This window comes from Herbidospora solisilvae (assembly GCF_009901565.1).
GTDB classification, from domain to species: domain Bacteria; phylum Actinomycetota; class Actinomycetes; order Streptosporangiales; family Streptosporangiaceae; genus Herbidospora; species Herbidospora solisilvae.
In genome coordinates this window covers 693,303-709,776 of record NZ_WXEW01000002.1, presented here as the reverse complement: position 1 = coordinate 709,776, position 16,474 = coordinate 693,303, and the positions used below count along the sequence as shown (strand labels likewise).

Annotated in this window: 12 protein-coding genes and 1 pseudogene; 4 read left to right on the top strand and 9 right to left on the bottom strand. The window is 70.5% G+C overall.

Translation table 11 applies throughout. The features are described 5' to 3' along the window. Window position 1: 1 nt before the first annotated feature. The 3 genes from GT755_RS08925 to GT755_RS08915 are packed head-to-tail and all read right to left on the bottom strand — an operon-like array spanning window position 2 to window position 4,271. Window positions 2-907 (bottom strand): hydroxymethylglutaryl-CoA lyase, encoded by a 906-nt coding sequence (locus tag GT755_RS08925; RefSeq protein WP_161479206.1) that lies wholly within the window; start codon window positions 905-907, stop codon window positions 2-4. Beyond that, a complete protein-coding gene (locus GT755_RS08920) occupies window positions 904-2,706 on the bottom strand; it encodes an acetyl/propionyl/methylcrotonyl-CoA carboxylase subunit alpha (protein ID WP_202609771.1) in 1,803 nt (600 codons plus the stop codon). The genes GT755_RS08925 and GT755_RS08920 overlap by 4 nt, the downstream gene beginning before the upstream one ends. Before the next feature lie 5 nt (window positions 2,707-2,711). Beyond that, a complete protein-coding gene (locus GT755_RS08915) occupies window positions 2,712-4,271 on the bottom strand; it encodes a carboxyl transferase domain-containing protein (protein WP_328794256.1) in 1,560 nt (519 codons plus the stop codon). 75 nt (window positions 4,272-4,346) lie between these two features. Here GT755_RS08915 and GT755_RS08910 point away from each other — a divergent pair, with 75 nt between their 5' ends. Beyond that, entirely contained in the window at window positions 4,347-4,919 is a 573-nt protein-coding gene (locus tag GT755_RS08910; RefSeq protein WP_161479203.1) for a TetR/AcrR family transcriptional regulator, read from the top strand. A 217-nt stretch (window positions 4,920-5,136) separates the two neighbouring features. Here the strand turns inward: GT755_RS08910 and GT755_RS39350 are convergent, their stop codons facing one another. Both GT755_RS39350 and GT755_RS39345 read right to left on the bottom strand, forming a co-directional pair. Continuing rightward, window positions 5,137-5,658, bottom strand: coding sequence for a hypothetical protein (locus GT755_RS39350; protein WP_235966448.1), 522 nt, complete (start codon window positions 5,656-5,658; stop codon window positions 5,137-5,139). Window positions 5,659-5,704: 46 nt separating this feature from the next. Then, window positions 5,705-5,986: pseudogene (locus GT755_RS39345) on the bottom strand (macro domain-containing protein); the annotation flags it as partial. Window positions 5,987-6,362: 376 nt separating this feature from the next. On the opposite strand from GT755_RS39345, the gene GT755_RS08900 reads away from it, so the two are divergent. Together GT755_RS08900 and GT755_RS08895 are read left to right on the top strand one after the other, a co-directional pair. Continuing rightward, a complete protein-coding gene (locus tag GT755_RS08900) occupies window positions 6,363-7,544 on the top strand; it encodes a hypothetical protein (protein WP_202609770.1) in 1,182 nt (393 codons plus the stop codon). After that, window positions 7,534-8,925, top strand: coding sequence for a hypothetical protein (locus GT755_RS08895; protein ID WP_161479201.1), 1,392 nt, complete (start codon window positions 7,534-7,536; stop codon window positions 8,923-8,925). The genes GT755_RS08900 and GT755_RS08895 overlap by 11 nt, the downstream gene beginning before the upstream one ends. Before the next feature lie 239 nt (window positions 8,926-9,164). Here the strand turns inward: GT755_RS08895 and GT755_RS08890 are convergent, their stop codons facing one another. The 3 genes from GT755_RS08890 to GT755_RS08875 form a co-directional block, all read right to left on the bottom strand. Beyond that, window positions 9,165-12,119 carry a coiled-coil domain-containing protein gene (locus GT755_RS08890; protein ID WP_235966205.1) on the bottom strand — a complete coding sequence of 985 codons (2,955 nt, stop codon included), beginning with the start codon at window positions 12,117-12,119 and terminating at the stop codon, window positions 9,165-9,167. 184 nt (window positions 12,120-12,303) lie between these two features. Next, window positions 12,304-13,455, bottom strand: a complete 1,152-nt coding sequence (locus GT755_RS39340; protein ID WP_235966204.1) for a hypothetical protein — start codon at window positions 13,453-13,455, stop codon at window positions 12,304-12,306. A gap of 113 nt (window positions 13,456-13,568) precedes the next feature. After that, the gene (locus GT755_RS08875) at window positions 13,569-14,756 is read right to left on the bottom strand and encodes a hypothetical protein (RefSeq protein WP_285582709.1); all 1,188 of its coding nucleotides are present in this window, start codon (window positions 14,754-14,756) and stop codon (window positions 13,569-13,571) included. Between the two features lie 52 nt (window positions 14,757-14,808). Here GT755_RS08875 and GT755_RS08870 point away from each other — a divergent pair, with 52 nt between their 5' ends. Then, window positions 14,809-15,729, top strand: a complete 921-nt coding sequence (locus tag GT755_RS08870; RefSeq protein ID WP_161479199.1) for a winged helix DNA-binding domain-containing protein — start codon at window positions 14,809-14,811, stop codon at window positions 15,727-15,729. Here GT755_RS08870 and GT755_RS08865 read toward each other — a convergent pair. Then, window positions 15,711-16,406, bottom strand: a complete 696-nt coding sequence (locus GT755_RS08865; protein ID WP_202609844.1) for a M50 family metallopeptidase — start codon at window positions 16,404-16,406, stop codon at window positions 15,711-15,713. The two genes, GT755_RS08870 and GT755_RS08865, sit on opposite strands and share 19 nt — an antisense overlap. Between the last annotated feature and the right edge of the window lie 68 nt (window positions 16,407-16,474).

The following is a 16,474-nucleotide window of genomic DNA, read 5'->3' as shown; positions in this document are numbered from 1 at the left end:
CTCACTCCTTCGTGAGCGCGCGGACCACCGCGCTGGGGCTGGGGCGGCCGAGCCGGCCCGCCAGCCAGTGGCTGGTGGCGGCGAGGGCGTGGAGGTCGACGCCGTGGCGGATGCCGAGGCCGTCGAGGAGCCAGACCAGGTCTTCGGTGGCGAGGTTGCCGGTGGCCGACTTGGCGTAGGGGCAGCCGCCGATGCCGCCCGCGCTGGCGTCGATCACGGTGATGCCGTGGCGGAGCGCCTCGACGACGTTGGCCAGGGCCTGACCGTAGGTGTCGTGGAAGTGGACCGCGAGCGGCCGCTCCCGGGGGAAGGCGTCGAGCAGCGCGCCGACGTGCCCGGCGGTGGCGACGCCGATCGTGTCGCCGAGCGACAACTCGGCGCAGCCGAGGTCGAGCAGCCGGCTGCCGACGTCGACGACCTGGGCGATCGGGACCGGCCCCTCCCACGGGTCGCCGAAGCACATCGACACGTAGGCGCGGACCCTGAGCCCGTTCTCCCGCGCCCGCCGCACCACGGGGGCGAACATGTCGAACTGGGTCTTCAGCGACCGGTTGAGGTTGCGCTGCGCGAAGGTCTCGGTCGCGCTGCCGAAGATCGCGATCTCGGTGCAGCCCAGTTCGAGCGCGCGGTCGAGGCCGCGCTCGTTCGGCACCAGCACCGGATAACGCACCTGGTTGTCCCGGTGGACGGCCTTGAGCAGGTCTTCGGCGTCGGCGAGCTGCGGCACCCATTCGGGATGCACGAAACTGGTGGTCTCGATGACCTTCAGGCCCGCCGCCGCCAGCCGGGTGACGAACTCGGCCTTGACCTCGACCGGCACGACCGTCTTCTCGTTCTGCAGCCCGTCGCGCGGCCCGACCTCGTAGATCGTGACCTCGTCGGGCAGATTCTCGATCTTGTACGTCATTCCGTGGCCTCCACGATCGCGAGAACCTCGTCGAGGGAGACCTGCTGACCGGCCCGCACCTGAAGGGTGACGGTCCCGCCGACGGGCGCCGTGACGGTGTGCTCCATCTTCATGGCCTCCACAATCAGCAGCGGCTGCCCCTCGGCCACCTGCTCGCCCTGCGCGGCCTTGACGACCAGGACCGTCCCCGGCATCGGGCTGCGCACCGCGCCGTCACCCGCCTGGGCGGCCTTCGACCGCTCCTCGATGGGCTCATGCCGGGCGACCTTGTACGTCCGCCCCTCGGCGTGGAGCCAGAGGGTTCCGCCGTCGCGGGCGGTCGTGAACCGCCGGGTCACCCCGTCGTCTCCGGGCGCCTCGACGATCTCCCCGCCGACCTCCAGCAGGTGGGCCGGCGGGCGGTGCCGGCCCAGCCGCCAGCCGTCGGGGATGTCCCAGGGGTCGTCGGAGGCGGCGACCGGGGCGAAGAGGCGGGCCGCCTCGGCGAGCACGTAGCCGGGGATCTCCGGTTCGGCCGGGTCGACCTCGCGCTCGACCAGCCCGGTGTCGAGCACCCCCCGCCGGACCAGGGGGTTGTCGATGAGCCGCTGGAGGAAGCCCAGATTGGTGGTCACGCCGAGGACGACCGTGTCGTGGAGGGCCCGCCGGAGTTTCGTCAGGGCCTCCTCCCTCGTGGGGGCCCACGCGACCACCTTGGCGAGCATCGGGTCGTAGCCCGTGCCGACCACGCCGCCCTCGGCGATGCCCGCGTCGAAGCGGACCCCGGGCTCGGTGAGCTTGAGGATGCGGCCGGTGCTCGGGAGGAAACCCCGCGCGGGGTCCTCGGCGTAGACGCGGGCCTCCACCGCGTGGCCCTCCAGCCGCACGTCGTCCTGGGTCAGCGGCAACTCCTCGCCCGCCGCCACCCTGAGCTGGAGCTCGACCAGGTCGAGGCCCGTGACGAGTTCGGTCACGGGGTGTTCGACCTGGAGGCGGGTGTTCATCTCCATGAAGAAGAACTCGCCGGTCGTGCCGTGGACGATGAACTCGATCGTGCCCGCGTTGACGTAGCCGACGCTGCGCGCGGCCTCCACGGCGGCGGCGCCCATCTTGGCGCGGGTGGCCTCGTCGAGCAGCGGCGAGGGCGCCTCTTCGATGATCTTCTGGTGGCGGCGCTGCAGGCTGCACTCGCGCTCCCCCAGGTGGATCACGTTGCCGTGGCCGTCGGCCAGGACCTGGATCTCGATGTGGCGCGGGCTCTCGACGTAACGCTCGATGAGCAGGGTGTCGTCGCCGAAGGCGGCCAGCGCGGTCCGCCTGGCCGAGGCCAGGGCGTCGGGCAGCTCCTCCTTGGCACGCACCAGCACCATGCCCTTGCCGCCGCCACCCGCCGACGGCTTGATCAGAGCGGGGAACTCCGCGAAGTCCTCCAGGCCGGTGGACGCGCCCGGCACGACCGGGACGCCCGCGGCCGCGACGGTCTCCTTGGCGCGGATCTTGTCGCCCATGGCCTCGATCGCCCCGGCGGGCGGGCCGACGAACACGATGCCGTTGTCGGCGCAGGCCTGGGAGAAGCGCGTGTTCTCGGAGAGGAACCCGTAGCCGGGGTGGACGGCCTGGGCGTTCACCCTGCGAGCCGCCCGGATCACCTCGTCGGCGTCGAGGTAGCTACCGATCTGCACCGCGATGTCGGCTTCGTCGGCGTGAGTCGTGTCGCCCTCGGTGTGGACGGCCACCGACCGGATGCCCAGGCGGCGCAGCGTCTTGATGACACGGAGGGCGATCTCGCCCCGGTTGGCGACCAGAACGGTGTCGAACATGGGCCTCACATCCGGAAGACGCCGTAGCCGACCGGCTCCAGCGGCGCGTTCGCGCAGGCCCCGAGGGCCAGGCCGAGGACGGTCCGGGTGTCGGCGGGGTCGATGACGCCGTCGTCCCACAGGCGCGCGGTCGAGTAGTAGGGGTTGCCCTGCGATTCGTACTGGGCCCGGATCGCCTCCGGATCGGCGTCGCCGACCATCGACAACACGGTCGCGGCCTGTTCGCCGCCCATGACCGAGATGCGGGCGTTCGGCCACATCCACAGGAATCGCGGCGAGTAGGCCCGCCCGGCCATCGCGTAGTTGCCCGCGCCGAACGAGCCGCCGACGACGACCGTCAGCTTCGGCACCCGCGCGCAGGCCACGGCGGTGACCATCTTGGCGCCGTGTTTGGCGATGCCGCCCTGCTCGTAGGCCTTGCCGACCATGAACCCGCTGATGTTCTGCAGGAACACCAGCGGGATCTCCCGCCGGTCGCAGAGCTCGATGAAGTGGGCCCCCTTGAGCGCCGACTCGGCGAACAGGATGCCGTTGTTGGCGACGATCCCGACCGGATGCCCGTGGACGCGGGCGAAGCCGGTGACGAGCGTCGGGCCGTACTCCTGCTTGAACTCCAGGAACCGGCTGCCGTCGACGATCCGGGCGATGACCTCGCGCACGTCGTAGGGGGTGCGCGGGTCGGGGGGCACGATGCCGTAGAGCTCCCGGGGGTCGTATTTCGGCGCCTCGGTCTCGCCGCGCTCCCACGCCTTCCTGCCGGGGGCGAAGGTGGCCACGATGTCGCGGACGATGCGCAGGGCGTGGGCGTCGTCGTCGGCCAGGTGGTCGGTGACCCCGCTGATCCGCGAGTGCACCTCTCCCCCGCCCAGCTCCTCGGCGGTGACCTCCTCACCGGTCGCCGCCTTCACCAGGGGCGGCCCGCCGAGGAAGATCGTGCCCTGGTTCCGGACGATCACCGCCTCGTCGCTCATCGCCGGGACGTAGGCGCCGCCGGCCGTGCACGACCCGAGGACCGCCGCGACCTGCGGGATGCCCTTCGCCGACATCGTCGCCTGGTTGTAGAAGATGCGCCCGAAGTGTTCACGGTCGGGGAAGACCTCGTCCTGCTTCGGCAGGAACGCCCCGCCGGAGTCGACCAGGTAGACGCACGGAAGACGGTTGTCGAGCGCGACCTCCTGGGCGCGGAGGTGCTTCTTGACCGTCATCGGGTAATAGGTGCCGCCCTTGACCGTCGCGTCGTTGGCGACGATCACGACCTCGCGCCCGCTGACCCGTCCGACGCCGGTGATGATCCCGGCCGCCGGGGCGGCGTCGTCGTAGAGCCCCGTCGCCGCCAGGGGCGACAGCTCAAGGAACCGCGCGCCGGGGTCGAGCAGCGTGTCGACCCGGTCTCTGGGCAGGAGCTTGCCGCGCTCGACATGCCGGATCCGCGACCGCTCGGGCCCGCCCCTGGCGGCCGTGTCGAGCCGCTCCCGCAACTCGGCCACCAGCCGCTCGTTGACCTCGGCGTTCTTCTTGTACGGTGCCCCGCCCGGATCACCCGAACTGGACAGAACCGGCCACACCTGTCGGCCACCTCCTCCGTGTACTCCGCGCCTCACGTTAGTCGCCATTAACATCAACGTCTACCATGGGGGCTTGTGACCACACCTACCCGGAACCGGCGGGCCGAGATCCTCGACGCGGCGGCGGCCCTCTTCGCCGAACGCGGCTTCCACGGGGTGTCCATCGAGGAGATCGGCGCGGCGGTCGGCGTCTCCGGGCCCGCGCTCTATCGCCACTTCCGGGGCAAGGAGGCGCTGCTGACCGAGATCCTGCTCGACATCTCGGGCCGCCTGTCGTCCGCCGGCGCCTCCGCAGCGGCCCTGCATCCCGCCGAGGCACTGGATGTGCTGCTCAGGGGGCATATCGAGTTCGCGCTCGGCCACCCGGAGCTGATCCGCGTCCACGAGCGCGAGCTGCACAACGTGCCCGAGACCGACCAGCGGGCCATCCGCCGACTCCAGCGCCTCTACGTCGAAGAGTGGGTGGGCGTGGTGCGCGACCTCCATCCGGGCTGCGCGGTGGCCCGGGTGCGGGCGGCGGTGCACGCCGTGTTCGGGCTGCTGAACTCGACGCCCCGGAGCGTGGGGGAACTGGGGCGCGAGGAGATGGCGTCGACGCTGGAGGCGATGGCCCGGGCGTCGTTGCGGGCCGCTGTTAACGGCCGTTAACGTGTGCCGGGCCGATGCCTTTACAAAGTAGATTCAGCGATGCGTCTTGCGCGCGTTCGGCCCCTCTTGTGGAGATGGTGTAGGCCGTGCGCCGAAAGTCTGGGGGTGACCTGCCCCACACGTCAGGGTTACGACTTACTGGGCGTCTCATGTGTGATGGCTTCGCACGACTGCTACTTCCAGTTCCGCGCCACGACCTTCGTGTACCCGCGACGGGCTATGACCGCTCGACCCAGCGCCGCAAACCGTCGAGTGCCGCCGGCAGGCTGCCGTCACGGATGCGGCGCTCCCGTACGCCCATGCCGCCGCCGCTCCAGTAGTCCTCGCGCCAGATGTAAGTGATCAGCCGAACGGCTTCCGCCACCGTGAGATTCTCGGGCTTTCGCCCTTCTCGAAGCAGATTCGAGTAGTCGCACCTCACGACCAGAGGGGCGCGGAACAGGTGCCGGAACAGGTTTCCGACCGCCTCACTGCCGATGGTCTCCAGGTCGGCGGACGTGATGCGGTCGGCGGCCGCGAACAGGTCTTGCCACCGGTCCGCGGGTACGGCGGCGAGGACGCGGACGATCTCGGCATCGGTGACTCTAGGACCTTCTGTCCCCATCGCCTCCTTGTATGCGCGCAAGTCGGACGCCGAGAACAGAACGAGGCGTATATCGAGGTCGAAGTGTGTAGACCTCAACAGGCGGGAGACAAGGCGGGCGGAGTCGGCGACCGGCCAACCGAAGACTCTCGGCACCCAGATCCTCGGCGAGGACAAGCGACCTCAGGTAACAGGAGGCGAGCAGATCGGAGCGGTCTTCCGTCTGCGAATAGACCGGCCCCACGGTGTGGATCACCCAGCGGGCCGGCAGTTTCCCCGCAGTCGTGGCCACCACCTCTCCGGTCGGCAGTCCCTCGACGTATCGGGCGGCACGAAGTTCGCGGCACTCCTCCAAGATCGCCGGTCCGCCCCGGCGGTGAATCGCACCGTTGACCCCGCCTCCGTTGAGAAGTGAGGAGTTCGCGGCGTTGACGATGACGTCGACCCGCTGCTCGGTGATGTCGCCTTGCGCTAATTCACCCATGTTCGGGATTCTGTCAGCCACCACTTTCCCGCACATCTCAATGCCGTCATCCCCTTAGTCGACCGAGCGATCTGTTCTCGCCCCCTCGGCACGTCGAAATCGATGGGTCGACCGGCGGGCTTCCCGGCATGCATCTCCAGCGAGTCGGCTTCTGCCACGCGATCACCCGCGCCGGTAAGAATAATCAACTATCCCGGTCCATAACGCACTGATGCAGCAACAGGCCTACTGGATACCCCACACGCGACCATAAGTCGATTTCTGCCGTCCGAAATCCGGTTAGACGTTCGCCCCCGACGCGATGAATCGCCGGAAAAGCATTGTTTTATCGGCGCCTACCGATAGCCTTCCGCCAGCGGATGGGAAAGGGATGGCGATGGACCCTCGTGAAGTTGGGTTTGGACGGCTGAAGAGCGCTGCCGACACGGCTGGACGGATGGTCGCCGACCGCACAAGCGCCGCGAGGCGGCTTGTCATCAACGCCGCCGGCGATGCCGAGGAGATGGCAAGGCAGTCCGCCGAGCAGGTGAAGGCGAAGGTCGCCGAAGTAACGGACAACCTGTCGGGGCGGTCGTCCCCCGACAATGCAGATTCTGTTGACTTGTCCGCTCTCAGCATCGAGGCGAAGTTGCTTTATTGCCGGGTCTTGGTGAGCCTGGCACTGGTCGACTCCCTTCTCGATCCCCGCGAGATCGCGAATCTGTACTTGTTCGCATCGACGATCGGCCTCGATGGCGACGCGCGATCGGAGCTGCGCGGCGAGATAACCGGCGCCCAACGCGATGCGGCGAACGGTGTCGGGTCGCCCGACGCCACGGTGGAGCTGTCCAGGAGATTGCACGACCTCCTTGAGGAAAATCAGCGCGAGCCGGTGTTCACGATGCTGGTACGCGATCTGGTGCGAATCTCGCGCGCCGACAGGCATACCGCGGAGATCGAGCGTGAACGAATCGTGCTCGTCGCAGGACTCGTGTTTCCCGAGTCGGCCGACAAGGTCGTGCAGGCGACCGAACGGCTGGTGATCACCGAAGAGGATTTCGCATCCAGCAAGATCACGACCAGCCAGCTGGAGACCACCAGCAAGGACATCGCCGCCAAGGCGGCTGCGTTCGGCGTCCCGATCGCCGCGGTCAGTCTTGTCGGCAGCGTCTCCGGCCTCGGCGGAGCGGGCATCACCTCGGGCCTGGCCGCGCTGGGCTTCGGCGGCCTGCTGGGCCTCAGCGCGATGGTCACCGGAATCGGCACCGTGGTGATTCTCGGCGTGGCAGTCCACCAAGGCGCACGTTTCATGCTGGCCGCCAACGAGCGAGAAAGGGAGAACCAGCGCGAGCATCTGATTCAGCAAGTCATCAAGAATCACCAGCAGGCGATGGCCGAACTCACCGACGACATCGCAGGGCTGGCTCACCGGATGGAGGCTCACCTCACCCAGACCACAAGGAACGAGGAGCGCCTTGCCACACTGAGGGCTGAGCTGGCCGCCTTTCAGTTGGCCCTGGTGAATTTGCAGACCAGTCAGGAGACCTTCGATCGGCGGGAGCCGCTCCGTGCCGGGTGACCCGTTAGCGGCTGCCGCTGCGGTCGTGGCCTACCAAGCCGTCACGCTGACCGAACTGCGGAATTTGTTCGAGCAGGTGGAATTCGACCTCAAGGATGTCCTCGAACGCGAGCATCGTGTCAGCGACAGCTTGGACTCGGTCGAATCCGAGTTCGACGTAGTGCGCGCTCGCCTTCAAGCAATGGGTGTGCTGATGAGCACCCAGGAATCACCGTCGGCCGCAGTGCCCATGGTGAGCGACGAGACAACGAGGCGTCTTCGTTACTGCGTTCCGGTCGTTCCGACCGATGGCGACTTCGACGGGCTCGTCAAACTCGCCGAAGCCCGGTTGGATCGGCTGGGTATAGATCTGACCGGAGACCCGCTCCAGCAGGTTCTTCCGACCAGTCAGGTAACTCGCAGCCTGCGCAGCTACGCCGCCGAACACGGCGACATCAGTTGGGACAAGACCGACTGGACGGTCGTGTTGGTCGCCGGAGTCGTCGCGACCTTTCTTGACATCATCCTCGTCAGCATCCCCAAGGATTCCACCTTCCTAGGGGAGCGATACTCGGGATCACCTCTCACCAAGTGGCTCCAGGACGGTAACCGCGCAGAAGACATCCACCACCATTTTTTCAAGAAGTTCGAGAAGCTGGCCAAAGTGCCCTACGACGCCCCTACCACAAAGGCCACCGGTGGCCTGGTCAGCGGAATGCGGCCACGTACCCATCGGCTCCAGAGCCTCGGCCACGATCCGGCGCTGGGCTTCTTCTTCGGCGTGGCAGATCTCATGCACGGCACCGGCACCTACATCGACAAGGCAGGGCAACTGGTACAGGTCGCGACCGACGCCGACCCCATCGACCTGATCAGCGCTCTCATCACCCAGGTGCGCCATCTGCTCTCAGACGTATACACCCCAGCCGGCCTGCAACCCCCGTTGTTCAGCCTGTTGCAGCTCGGCCAGGTTCACTCCCCCTTTGCACTGGGCCCCTCAGGTGTCAAGGTGCCCTGGACCGACGTCGCCCGCTACATGTATACGAACGGCTACGACCTGCGCCATTTCTTCACCATGGGCATCACTCCCGGCGTCGTGTCCGCGATCATCCGTGGATATTGGCTACTCAAGAGCTATGCCACCGGCGGTACCGCGGCGCAACGAAAGCTGGAGCACGCCAAACTCACCTCCATGCTGCTCCTCGGGCACACCATCGCCACCTCAGGCACGCTTCTGAAGACCGGGCTGCTGTTCGGCATGAACCCTGCCGCCCTCAACTACAACCAGATTCTCGCCATGGCTCCCGCCATCATCGCCTGGTTCAAAGAAGCCATCGCCCGCGACCATCGCATCAATCTGGCTCTGGAGACGGAATGGAAAACGCTGCTCGCCGAAGCCTAAGGGGGATCTAGTTCGGCAGGCCGAATCACCGGCCTGGGCAGACCGTCGATCTGAGCGTCTTCACCTCGGCTTTCGTCTAGACCCGTCACCCCACGCGCCATCTCCCCGTGGGCCAACGGCCGTCCCTGGTGAATCCTGGTCGCGAACCGGTCGGTGGCCGCCGCCCTGGACGGCCACCGACCGGCCCGCCCGTCGTAGCGCCAGTTCGCATGGACGCGTGAAGCTCCAGCTCTCCCCGGTCAGGCGCGGATCACGTGGTCGGCCAGCATCCTCACCCGGTCGGCGTGCTTGTCGTGGGCGATGATGATGGGCGGCTCGTTGTAGGCCATCGCGTCGGACGAGCGCCGCAGCTTCACGTACTGCCCGCAGGCGTCGATGGCGTAGGGCTCCATGTCGTCCTGGAGGGCGCCGATCACGGTGATGCCGTAGGTCTCGCCGATACGCCGGAACAGGGCGACCGCCTCGCGGCGGTGTTCCTTGCCCAGGTTGCGGCCGAGCTCGTCGAGGACCAGCGTCAGGTGCTTGCCGCCGCTCGACGCGATGGCCGCCGCGCAGACCAGTTTGACCGCCTTCTCGTCCATCAGCGCCGTGTTGGCCCGGCGGTTGTAGGGCACGTAGCCCTGGCCCTCGCCGCGCTTCCACTTCGGGACCACCCGCCACGACCAGCGCTGCTCCGGGTCGGCCGGGGCGGCCGGGACGGGGAAGTCGAGGGACGCGCCGTAGCCGCCGTAGCCGGTGTCGAGGCGGTCGAACTCCTCGGCCACGCGGGTCAGGCGGGCGCGGATGGCCTCGGTGAGGGTCGCGCGGTGCACGGCGGTCGACTGGGCCGCCTCCTCGGCGCCCCGCGTGGCGGCGGCGAGGTCGCGGCGGCGGGTGGTGATCTGGGTCTCGATCTGGCGGCGCTGGTGGCGTTCGTACTCCTCCTGGGCGCGCAGGTAAGAGCCCAGCGCGTTGCACACCGCCTGGAAGGTGGCCAGTTCCTCGGCGGCGCGGCCGTCTTTCCGGGCGGCGATGAGGTAGGCGAGCTCCTCGGGCATCTCGTCGCCGTCGTCGAAGGTGCCACGCAGGGCGGCGTCGAGGTGGCGCTCGGCGGCCCGCCACCACTCGTCGGCGGTCAGCTCGTCGGCGGCGAGCCACTCGCGGGCGCCCTCGACGGTGCCGCCCCAGTCTCTGACCAGCCGGTCGAGGCCGAGGGCGGTCCGCTGGGCCTCGATGCGGGCGGCGCCCGCGCGGGCCTCGTCGCGGCGGGCGGTCAGGGCGTGGCGGCGGCCCTCCAGACGGTCGGCCTCGACGTCGCGGGTGCGGGCCCGGAAGTCGAGCGCGGCGACCTGCTCCTCTGCGGCGTCGAGCGCCGGGGTGAGCTCGCCGGCGGCGGCCGTCAGCTCGGTGAGGCGGTCGCGCTGGGCGTCGAGGCGGGTGGCGAGTTCGGCCAGCCGGTCGGCGGCCTCGGCGCCCTCGACCCGGCGCTCGGCCGCGGCGACGCCGTCTTCGGCCTTCCGCACGGCCGCGGCGGCGGCCTCCTGCGCGGCGACGGCCCGCTCGACCCTTTTGGCGGCGGCCTTCACACGCGCGTCCCGCCCGGTGACCTGCGCTTCGGCCATCCCTACCACGGCCACCCCGGACGAGGAGACCACGACGGAACCGGGGAAGGCGGCGAGTGCCTTCGTGGCGGCGTCCAGGTCGGCGGCGTCGACCACCACGGCATCGCGGGCGTCCTTGGCGACGCCGGCCTGTTCCGCCACGTCGAGGGCGTCGAGGAGGCCGGCGGCGGGGATGCCGGCCAGGCCCAGCGCCGTGAGCTGGGCAGCGGCCGGGCCGTTCTCGGCGTCGCGGAGGGCGGCCTCGGCGGTCTCGTGTTCGCGGTCGGCGACGCCCAAGGCTTTGAGGGCCTCGGCGTGGACCGTGCGGGCCTCGGCCAGTTCGGCGCGGGCCCGGGTGGCGTCGCGGCCGTCGGCGCGGCGGCGCTGCTCCTCCAGGGCGGGGATCTGGGCGCGGAGCTGGTCGGCGGTGTTCTGGGCGACCGCGCGTTCGGCCTCGACGCGGGCGGCGCTCGCCTGGACGGCGGCCAGTTCCCGGCGCGCGGTGGCCAGCGCCCGGTCGAGCGAGTCGTCACGCAGGGCGGCGATCTCGGCCTTGACCTCGTCGATCGCCGACTCGGCCGTCTCGGCGGCGGCGTCGAACTCGGCACGCTGCGCGGCCAAGGTGCCCTCGGCCTCGGCGGCGTCGGCGACCCGGCGGGCGAGCCGGCCGCGCCAGTGTTTCAGGGCGTCGGCCAGCCGTTCGCGGGCCCGGTCGCGGCGGTCGAAGGCGGCCAGCAGGTGGCGGGACTCGTCTTCGAAGTCGGCCAGGCGCTGCTGGGCGTCTTCGGCGCGCACCCGTTTGGCGTGTTCGTCGCGGCGGGCCTCGCGTTCCTGGTCGAGCTCGGCGTCGAGGCCGGTCAGGGCGGCGATGGCCTCGAAGATGCGGTCGGGCGAGATCTCGTTCAGCGGCTGCGAGAGCAGGTTGGTGGCGACCTTGCTGCGGACCGACGTCGAGAGGAACGACACGCACCTGACCCGGTCGCCGTAGAGGACCCGGGTCAGGTCGCGGGCGACGACGTCGCGCCGCCCGGCGCTCTTGGGCAGCCCCGACCAGATGACGTCGGCGTGGGTGACCCGTTCGGCCTCGGAGGCGGCGGTGGCGAGGTGGACGCCCTCGGCCCACCGCACCTCCAGATGAGGCGCCTCCTGGTTGACCCGCACCCACACGGTCACCGGCAGCCCGGCCGACGGCACGTCGAAGACGCCGACGATGTAGCCGTGGTCGGCGCTGGCCCACTGCTGGTCGCCGTGGGCCGCCAGTTCGGCGTTGAACAGCAGCTCGGAGACGGCCTTCGCGCCCGAGGCGAACCGCCACTGCTCGTCGCCGAGCAGCGCCGTGACGGCCGCGATGAACGACGACTTCCCGGCCCCGTTGGAGTCTTTCGGCCCGGCCCCCGCGACGACGACGAGCGTGCCCGGCACGATCGGGACCGTGTGGGTCGACAACCGCGAGATGTTGACCGCCTGCACCGCGACCAGCACCCGGTCGCCGACGACGTTGTCCTGCGGCGCCCGCACCGGCCGCACGTCGTCGATCGGTACGACGACCTGGAACAACCCGGAGGCCCCCGGCTCTCCCGGCTTGTCTCCGCTCAGATCGACGACCTCAGTCATCCCATGCCCTTCCCAGACCGAACAACCCGAAGACCTCCCTACGACCGCGCCGTCGACGGACATGCCTCGGCGGCGCCTCGCCGGAGGCTCCACGCGAACGCGCCGTCCGCACCGGAACATCGCGCGTCAAGCTCGCTGCCAGGGCCGCCCGCGCGTGGCGCTCCACCGGCCGGGAGACCGCGCATCATGTTTCCCCGTCCGGACCCGCCGGCTCATGGCGGCGGCGTTTGGCCCGGATGGCCACGGCGAGGGGCGTCTGCGGCCCGGCCGCGAGGATGAGCTCCTCCTGGAGCCGCGCCCGCGCCGCCCGCGTCAGCCGGTGGAACTGCGGCCCGGGCACATAGCCGCCCGCGCCCTCTTCGCTGGTCTTCTGCTGGACGATCAGCCCGGCCTGCCGGAGCGACCGCAACGCGGCCTCCAGCTCGCCGATGGGCAGCAGGGTGCGCCGCCGCAGCTCCTCGGTCGCGACGGGATACTGCGACAACCAGGTGTCCTCGCCCAGCAGCCCCTCGGCACGCGGGATCGCCACCGAGTGGACGAGCACCAGCGCCAGCACCGCCCGCTCGGCCTCGGGCAGGGAGGTGACCCGGTAGGCGTCGGTGTAGCCGGAGATCCAGGCGTCGCGCCGCTGCTGCAGCACCCGCCCCCGGCGGGCCAGCATCTCCATCAGTGCCCGCCGCAGGGCCGGGTCGCGCAGCGCGGCGAAGCGTGCCTCGTGGACCGGCTCGGCCGCCGTCTCGACCGCGACGAACGCGGCCACCAGCTCGGCCCGCCGCCGCTCGTCGAACGCCCCGAGCAGGTCGCCGAACTCCTCGGGCCCCTCGTCGCGCGCCTCCACGACGGGCGTCACCTCGCCCGACGGCGGGGGCGCGGCGATACGCCGCATCAGCTCCCGCAACTGGACGTGACCGTCGGCGGTCCAGAGCACGCAGCGCGGGCCGAGCCGAAGGGTGCCGAACCCGGACAACACGATCCAGCCGGTGTCGTGGAGCCGCCGCAACGCGCCCACGGCCCAGCTCCGCACCGAGTCGTCGGTCCGCCCGACCATGGTGCGGTAGCAGGCGAGCACGTCGTCGACCGCCGCCCACACCCCCGGCCACGGCTCGGCGTCGAGGTCGGCCCAGCACATGCGCAGGCAGCAGGCCAGCACCCGCCGGGTCTCCCCCGCCCGCTCCACGGGCGCGCCGGCGACCTGGTACTCCTCCAGCAACGAGGGCGACGCCCCATCGGGCCACACGGGCACCCCGACCTCGCCCACCCGGACGAATCCGGGCGGCACGGAACCGGCCAGCTTCACCAGGCCCGAGGAACGCGCCTCGGCATGCGCCTCACCCATGGAACCGGCCCGTCACACCGCTCCCGTCGCCGACCCGTTCGCCCACGGGTCTGGTTCGACCGACCACCGCCGCGCCCCGGCACGCGGACCGCCTAATCGGACTCGCCCACCCGTCAGCCATCCGTCCGCTCCAGCCTGCCGTGGGACAACCAGCTCGGATGCCCCGACGGGTCGGCCGACAGGGTGTCGGACCAGGCCAGCCGGTAGGGCGCCTCGGGATGCAGGTCGGCCGAGGCGAGGTCGGCCAGCACGCGGCGGATCGTCGACCAGTCGCCCGTCAGCACCTCTTCCAGCGCCACCGCGTCGCGATCGCCGAGCAGCGACTCGGCCACCTCCGTGAACCGGCCGGGAGCCGAGGCCGCCAAGGCGGAGGACGCGCCCTCGTCGGGCAGCGCGGAGCGGGGCGGCGCTGGGCGGACCGGGACCGGGCGGGGCGCCTCGTCGACCGCGCGGACGATCGCGCCCGGGTCGTGCCACGGGGCGGCGGCGTCGAAGACGAAGCCGTCGAGGACGGCGGCGAGGCGTTCGCGGGAGGCCGTCTGGGCGAAGGTGCGCCACGTCTCGGCCGGGAGCAGGGTCAGGTTGCGGGTCGTGCCGGCCGAGTCGGCCAGGCGGCCGGCCGCGCGGCGGGAGGCGTCGCTGTAGGCGTAGATGGCCGAGCGCAGGTCGGTGCAGACGCGGTCGAGCTCGGGCCAGCGGGTCAGGATCGTGGTGTGGAGGCTCTGGGCGCGGCGGGCGATCTCCTCGGTGCCCCACAACTTGGGGGCCTGCTCGCGCAACTCCTCGATGGTGCCGGTCGTGAGGGTGACGAGTTCGAGGGCCCACAGGCGGAAGGCGCGGGCCAGCATGTCGGCCGAGCGGCGGGCCTGCTCCATCGTCGTGCGCGGCCCCGCGACGGTCAGGTCTTCGAGGGCCAGCAGGCGGTGCATCTCGCTCTGGCCGCCGTCGTCCATCATGCGGCGGATGAACATCAGGCCGACCACCGAGGTGAACGACGCCCGGTAGCGGAGCTGGTTGGGCTTGGGGAACACCTCGCGGATCGCGCCGAGGCCGCGCAGCACGCGCAGCCGGTTCTCGAACTGCTCGACCGGATGGGCACGGCACGCGTGGCGCATCTGCTCGTGGGTCAGCCACTCTTCGCCCGCCTCGGCGAACGCCGCGAACAGCGTCTCGGCGATGTCGACCAGGGCGGGGTCGTCGACGACCGCGCCGCTGTCACGGGCCAGGGCGGCGAACATCCGGCGGTAGGTGACCAGCACCGCCTCGTCGGACAGCGCCGAGTCGAGCGTCTCGGGTAGCACGCGCCCCACCGTAGGGCACCGCTCCGACATTCCGTGTTCCTAGGATCGTTCCGTGAACGATCCATGGCCGAGGCGGGCCGCCGCGCAGTTCCTCGACCGGCCCCGCACGAGCGTGCCGGAGCTGGTGCGCGGGCTCCTGGCCGTACAGGCGCAGGATCCGAAGGCGGCGGCGCTGGCCCTGCGCGCCCGGGGCACCGGGTTCACCAGGCGGGACGTCGAGGAGGCGATCCGCACCAGGGAGATCACCCGGGCCTGGGGCCCGCGCGGCACGCTGCACCTGATCAGGACCGACGACCTGCCCTGGTTGTTGTCGCTCACCCGGCCCTCGACGGCCACCATCGCCCGGCGGCTCGCCCAGCTCGGGGTCACCGGCGACGACCTGGCCGGACGGGTCGAGAGGGCCACCTTCGGCCAGGGCCCGCTCACCAAGGCCGAACTCGGGGAGCGGCTCGGGGCCGAAGGGCAGGCGATCGTCCACCTGGCCGCGCTCGCCGCCGAGCGCGGGCGGCTGGTGCTGGGTCCCGATCGTGGCGGCAGGGCGACCTACGTCCACGCCGCCGACTGGCTCGGCGCGCCGATCGCCTTCGAGCCCGACCGCGAGAAGGCCCTGAAAGAGCTCGGCGTGCGGTACGCCCGGGCCCACGCCCCCGCCACGCCCGAGGACCTCGCGTACTGGTCGGGGGTGAGCCTGAGAGAGGCGCGGCGGGCGCATCACGACGTACCGGAGAAAGAACCCTGGCACGGACTGCGCCTCTTGCCCGCCTTCGATGAGTTTCTGCTCGGCTGGAAGGAACGTGCCCCGATGACCGTTCCAACCGCCACCATCGTCCCCGGTGGGGGAATGATCCGTCCGGCCGTTGTCAAGGACGGGATGATCGTCGGAACGTGGTCGCTCGGCGCAAACGATCGGGAAATTCCCGACGGCGAGGAAATCGCCGACATCGCGAATTTCCTTCACATCACCAGCAAATAGCCGCCATATCCCAATGCCACCACTGACACCACGAAAAACAGAAACACCCACAATGCGCCGGGGACCCGCGTCAGCCGGGCGAGCTGGTCGGCGTCGGAGTCGGGGGCCCGGCCGCGCCGCCGCTTGCGCTGCAGCTCCAGGATGGGCCGCACCCCGCCCAGCATGAGGAACCAGGCCGCACCGTAGGCCACCACGGCCTGCACGTCGGGCTTGGCCAGCCACGACACGCAGAACACCGCGCCGCCGACCGCCAGCAGGGAGACCACCCCGAACACGTTCCTGATCAGCAGGAGCATGCACGCGAGCAGCAGCAGCACCAGCCAGAGCAGCAGCGTCACATGGCCGGAGTCGGTCAGCCACGCGGCCCCCAGCCCGACGAGCGAGGGGGCGATGTATCCGGCCGCCGCCGTCAGCACCATGCCGGGACCCGTCGGGCGGCCGCGCGTCAGCGTCACCCCCGAGGTGTCGGAGTGGAGCCGGATGCCGCGCAGCTTGCGCCGGGTCAGCACCGCCATCAGGGCGTGCCCGCCCTCGTGGGCGATCGTGATCAGACCGCGCGACAGATGCCAGGTCTGCGGGTAGGCCACGATCAGGAAGGCCACGACTCCCGCGACCGCGATCACCCACAGCGGCGGCGCCGGGTGGGTGTCGATGAGCTGGTTCCAGAGGGCTTTCAGGGGGCCACCTTTTTCCAGGCAGGTTCACAACGCGGGCCACAGCCGGCCTTCGGCCGTCAGCGTCTCGC

Excerpts from the sequence above, each read along its gene's own strand:
- GT755_RS08900 (WP_202609770.1), top strand. The coding sequence starts at position 6,363 with ATGGACCCTCGTGAAGTTGGGTTTGGACGGCTGAAGAGCGCTGCCGAC.
- GT755_RS08890 (WP_235966205.1), bottom strand. The coding sequence starts at position 12,119 with ATGACTGAGGTCGTCGATCTGAGCGGAGACAAGCCGGGAGAGCCGGGG.
- GT755_RS08920 (WP_202609771.1), bottom strand. The coding sequence starts at position 2,706 with ATGTTCGACACCGTTCTGGTCGCCAACCGGGGCGAGATCGCCCTCCGT.
- GT755_RS39340 (WP_235966204.1), bottom strand. The coding sequence starts at position 13,455 with ATGGGTGAGGCGCATGCCGAGGCGCGTTCCTCGGGCCTGGTGAAGCTG.
- GT755_RS08925 (WP_161479206.1), bottom strand. The coding sequence starts at position 907 with ATGACGTACAAGATCGAGAATCTGCCCGACGAGGTCACGATCTACGAG.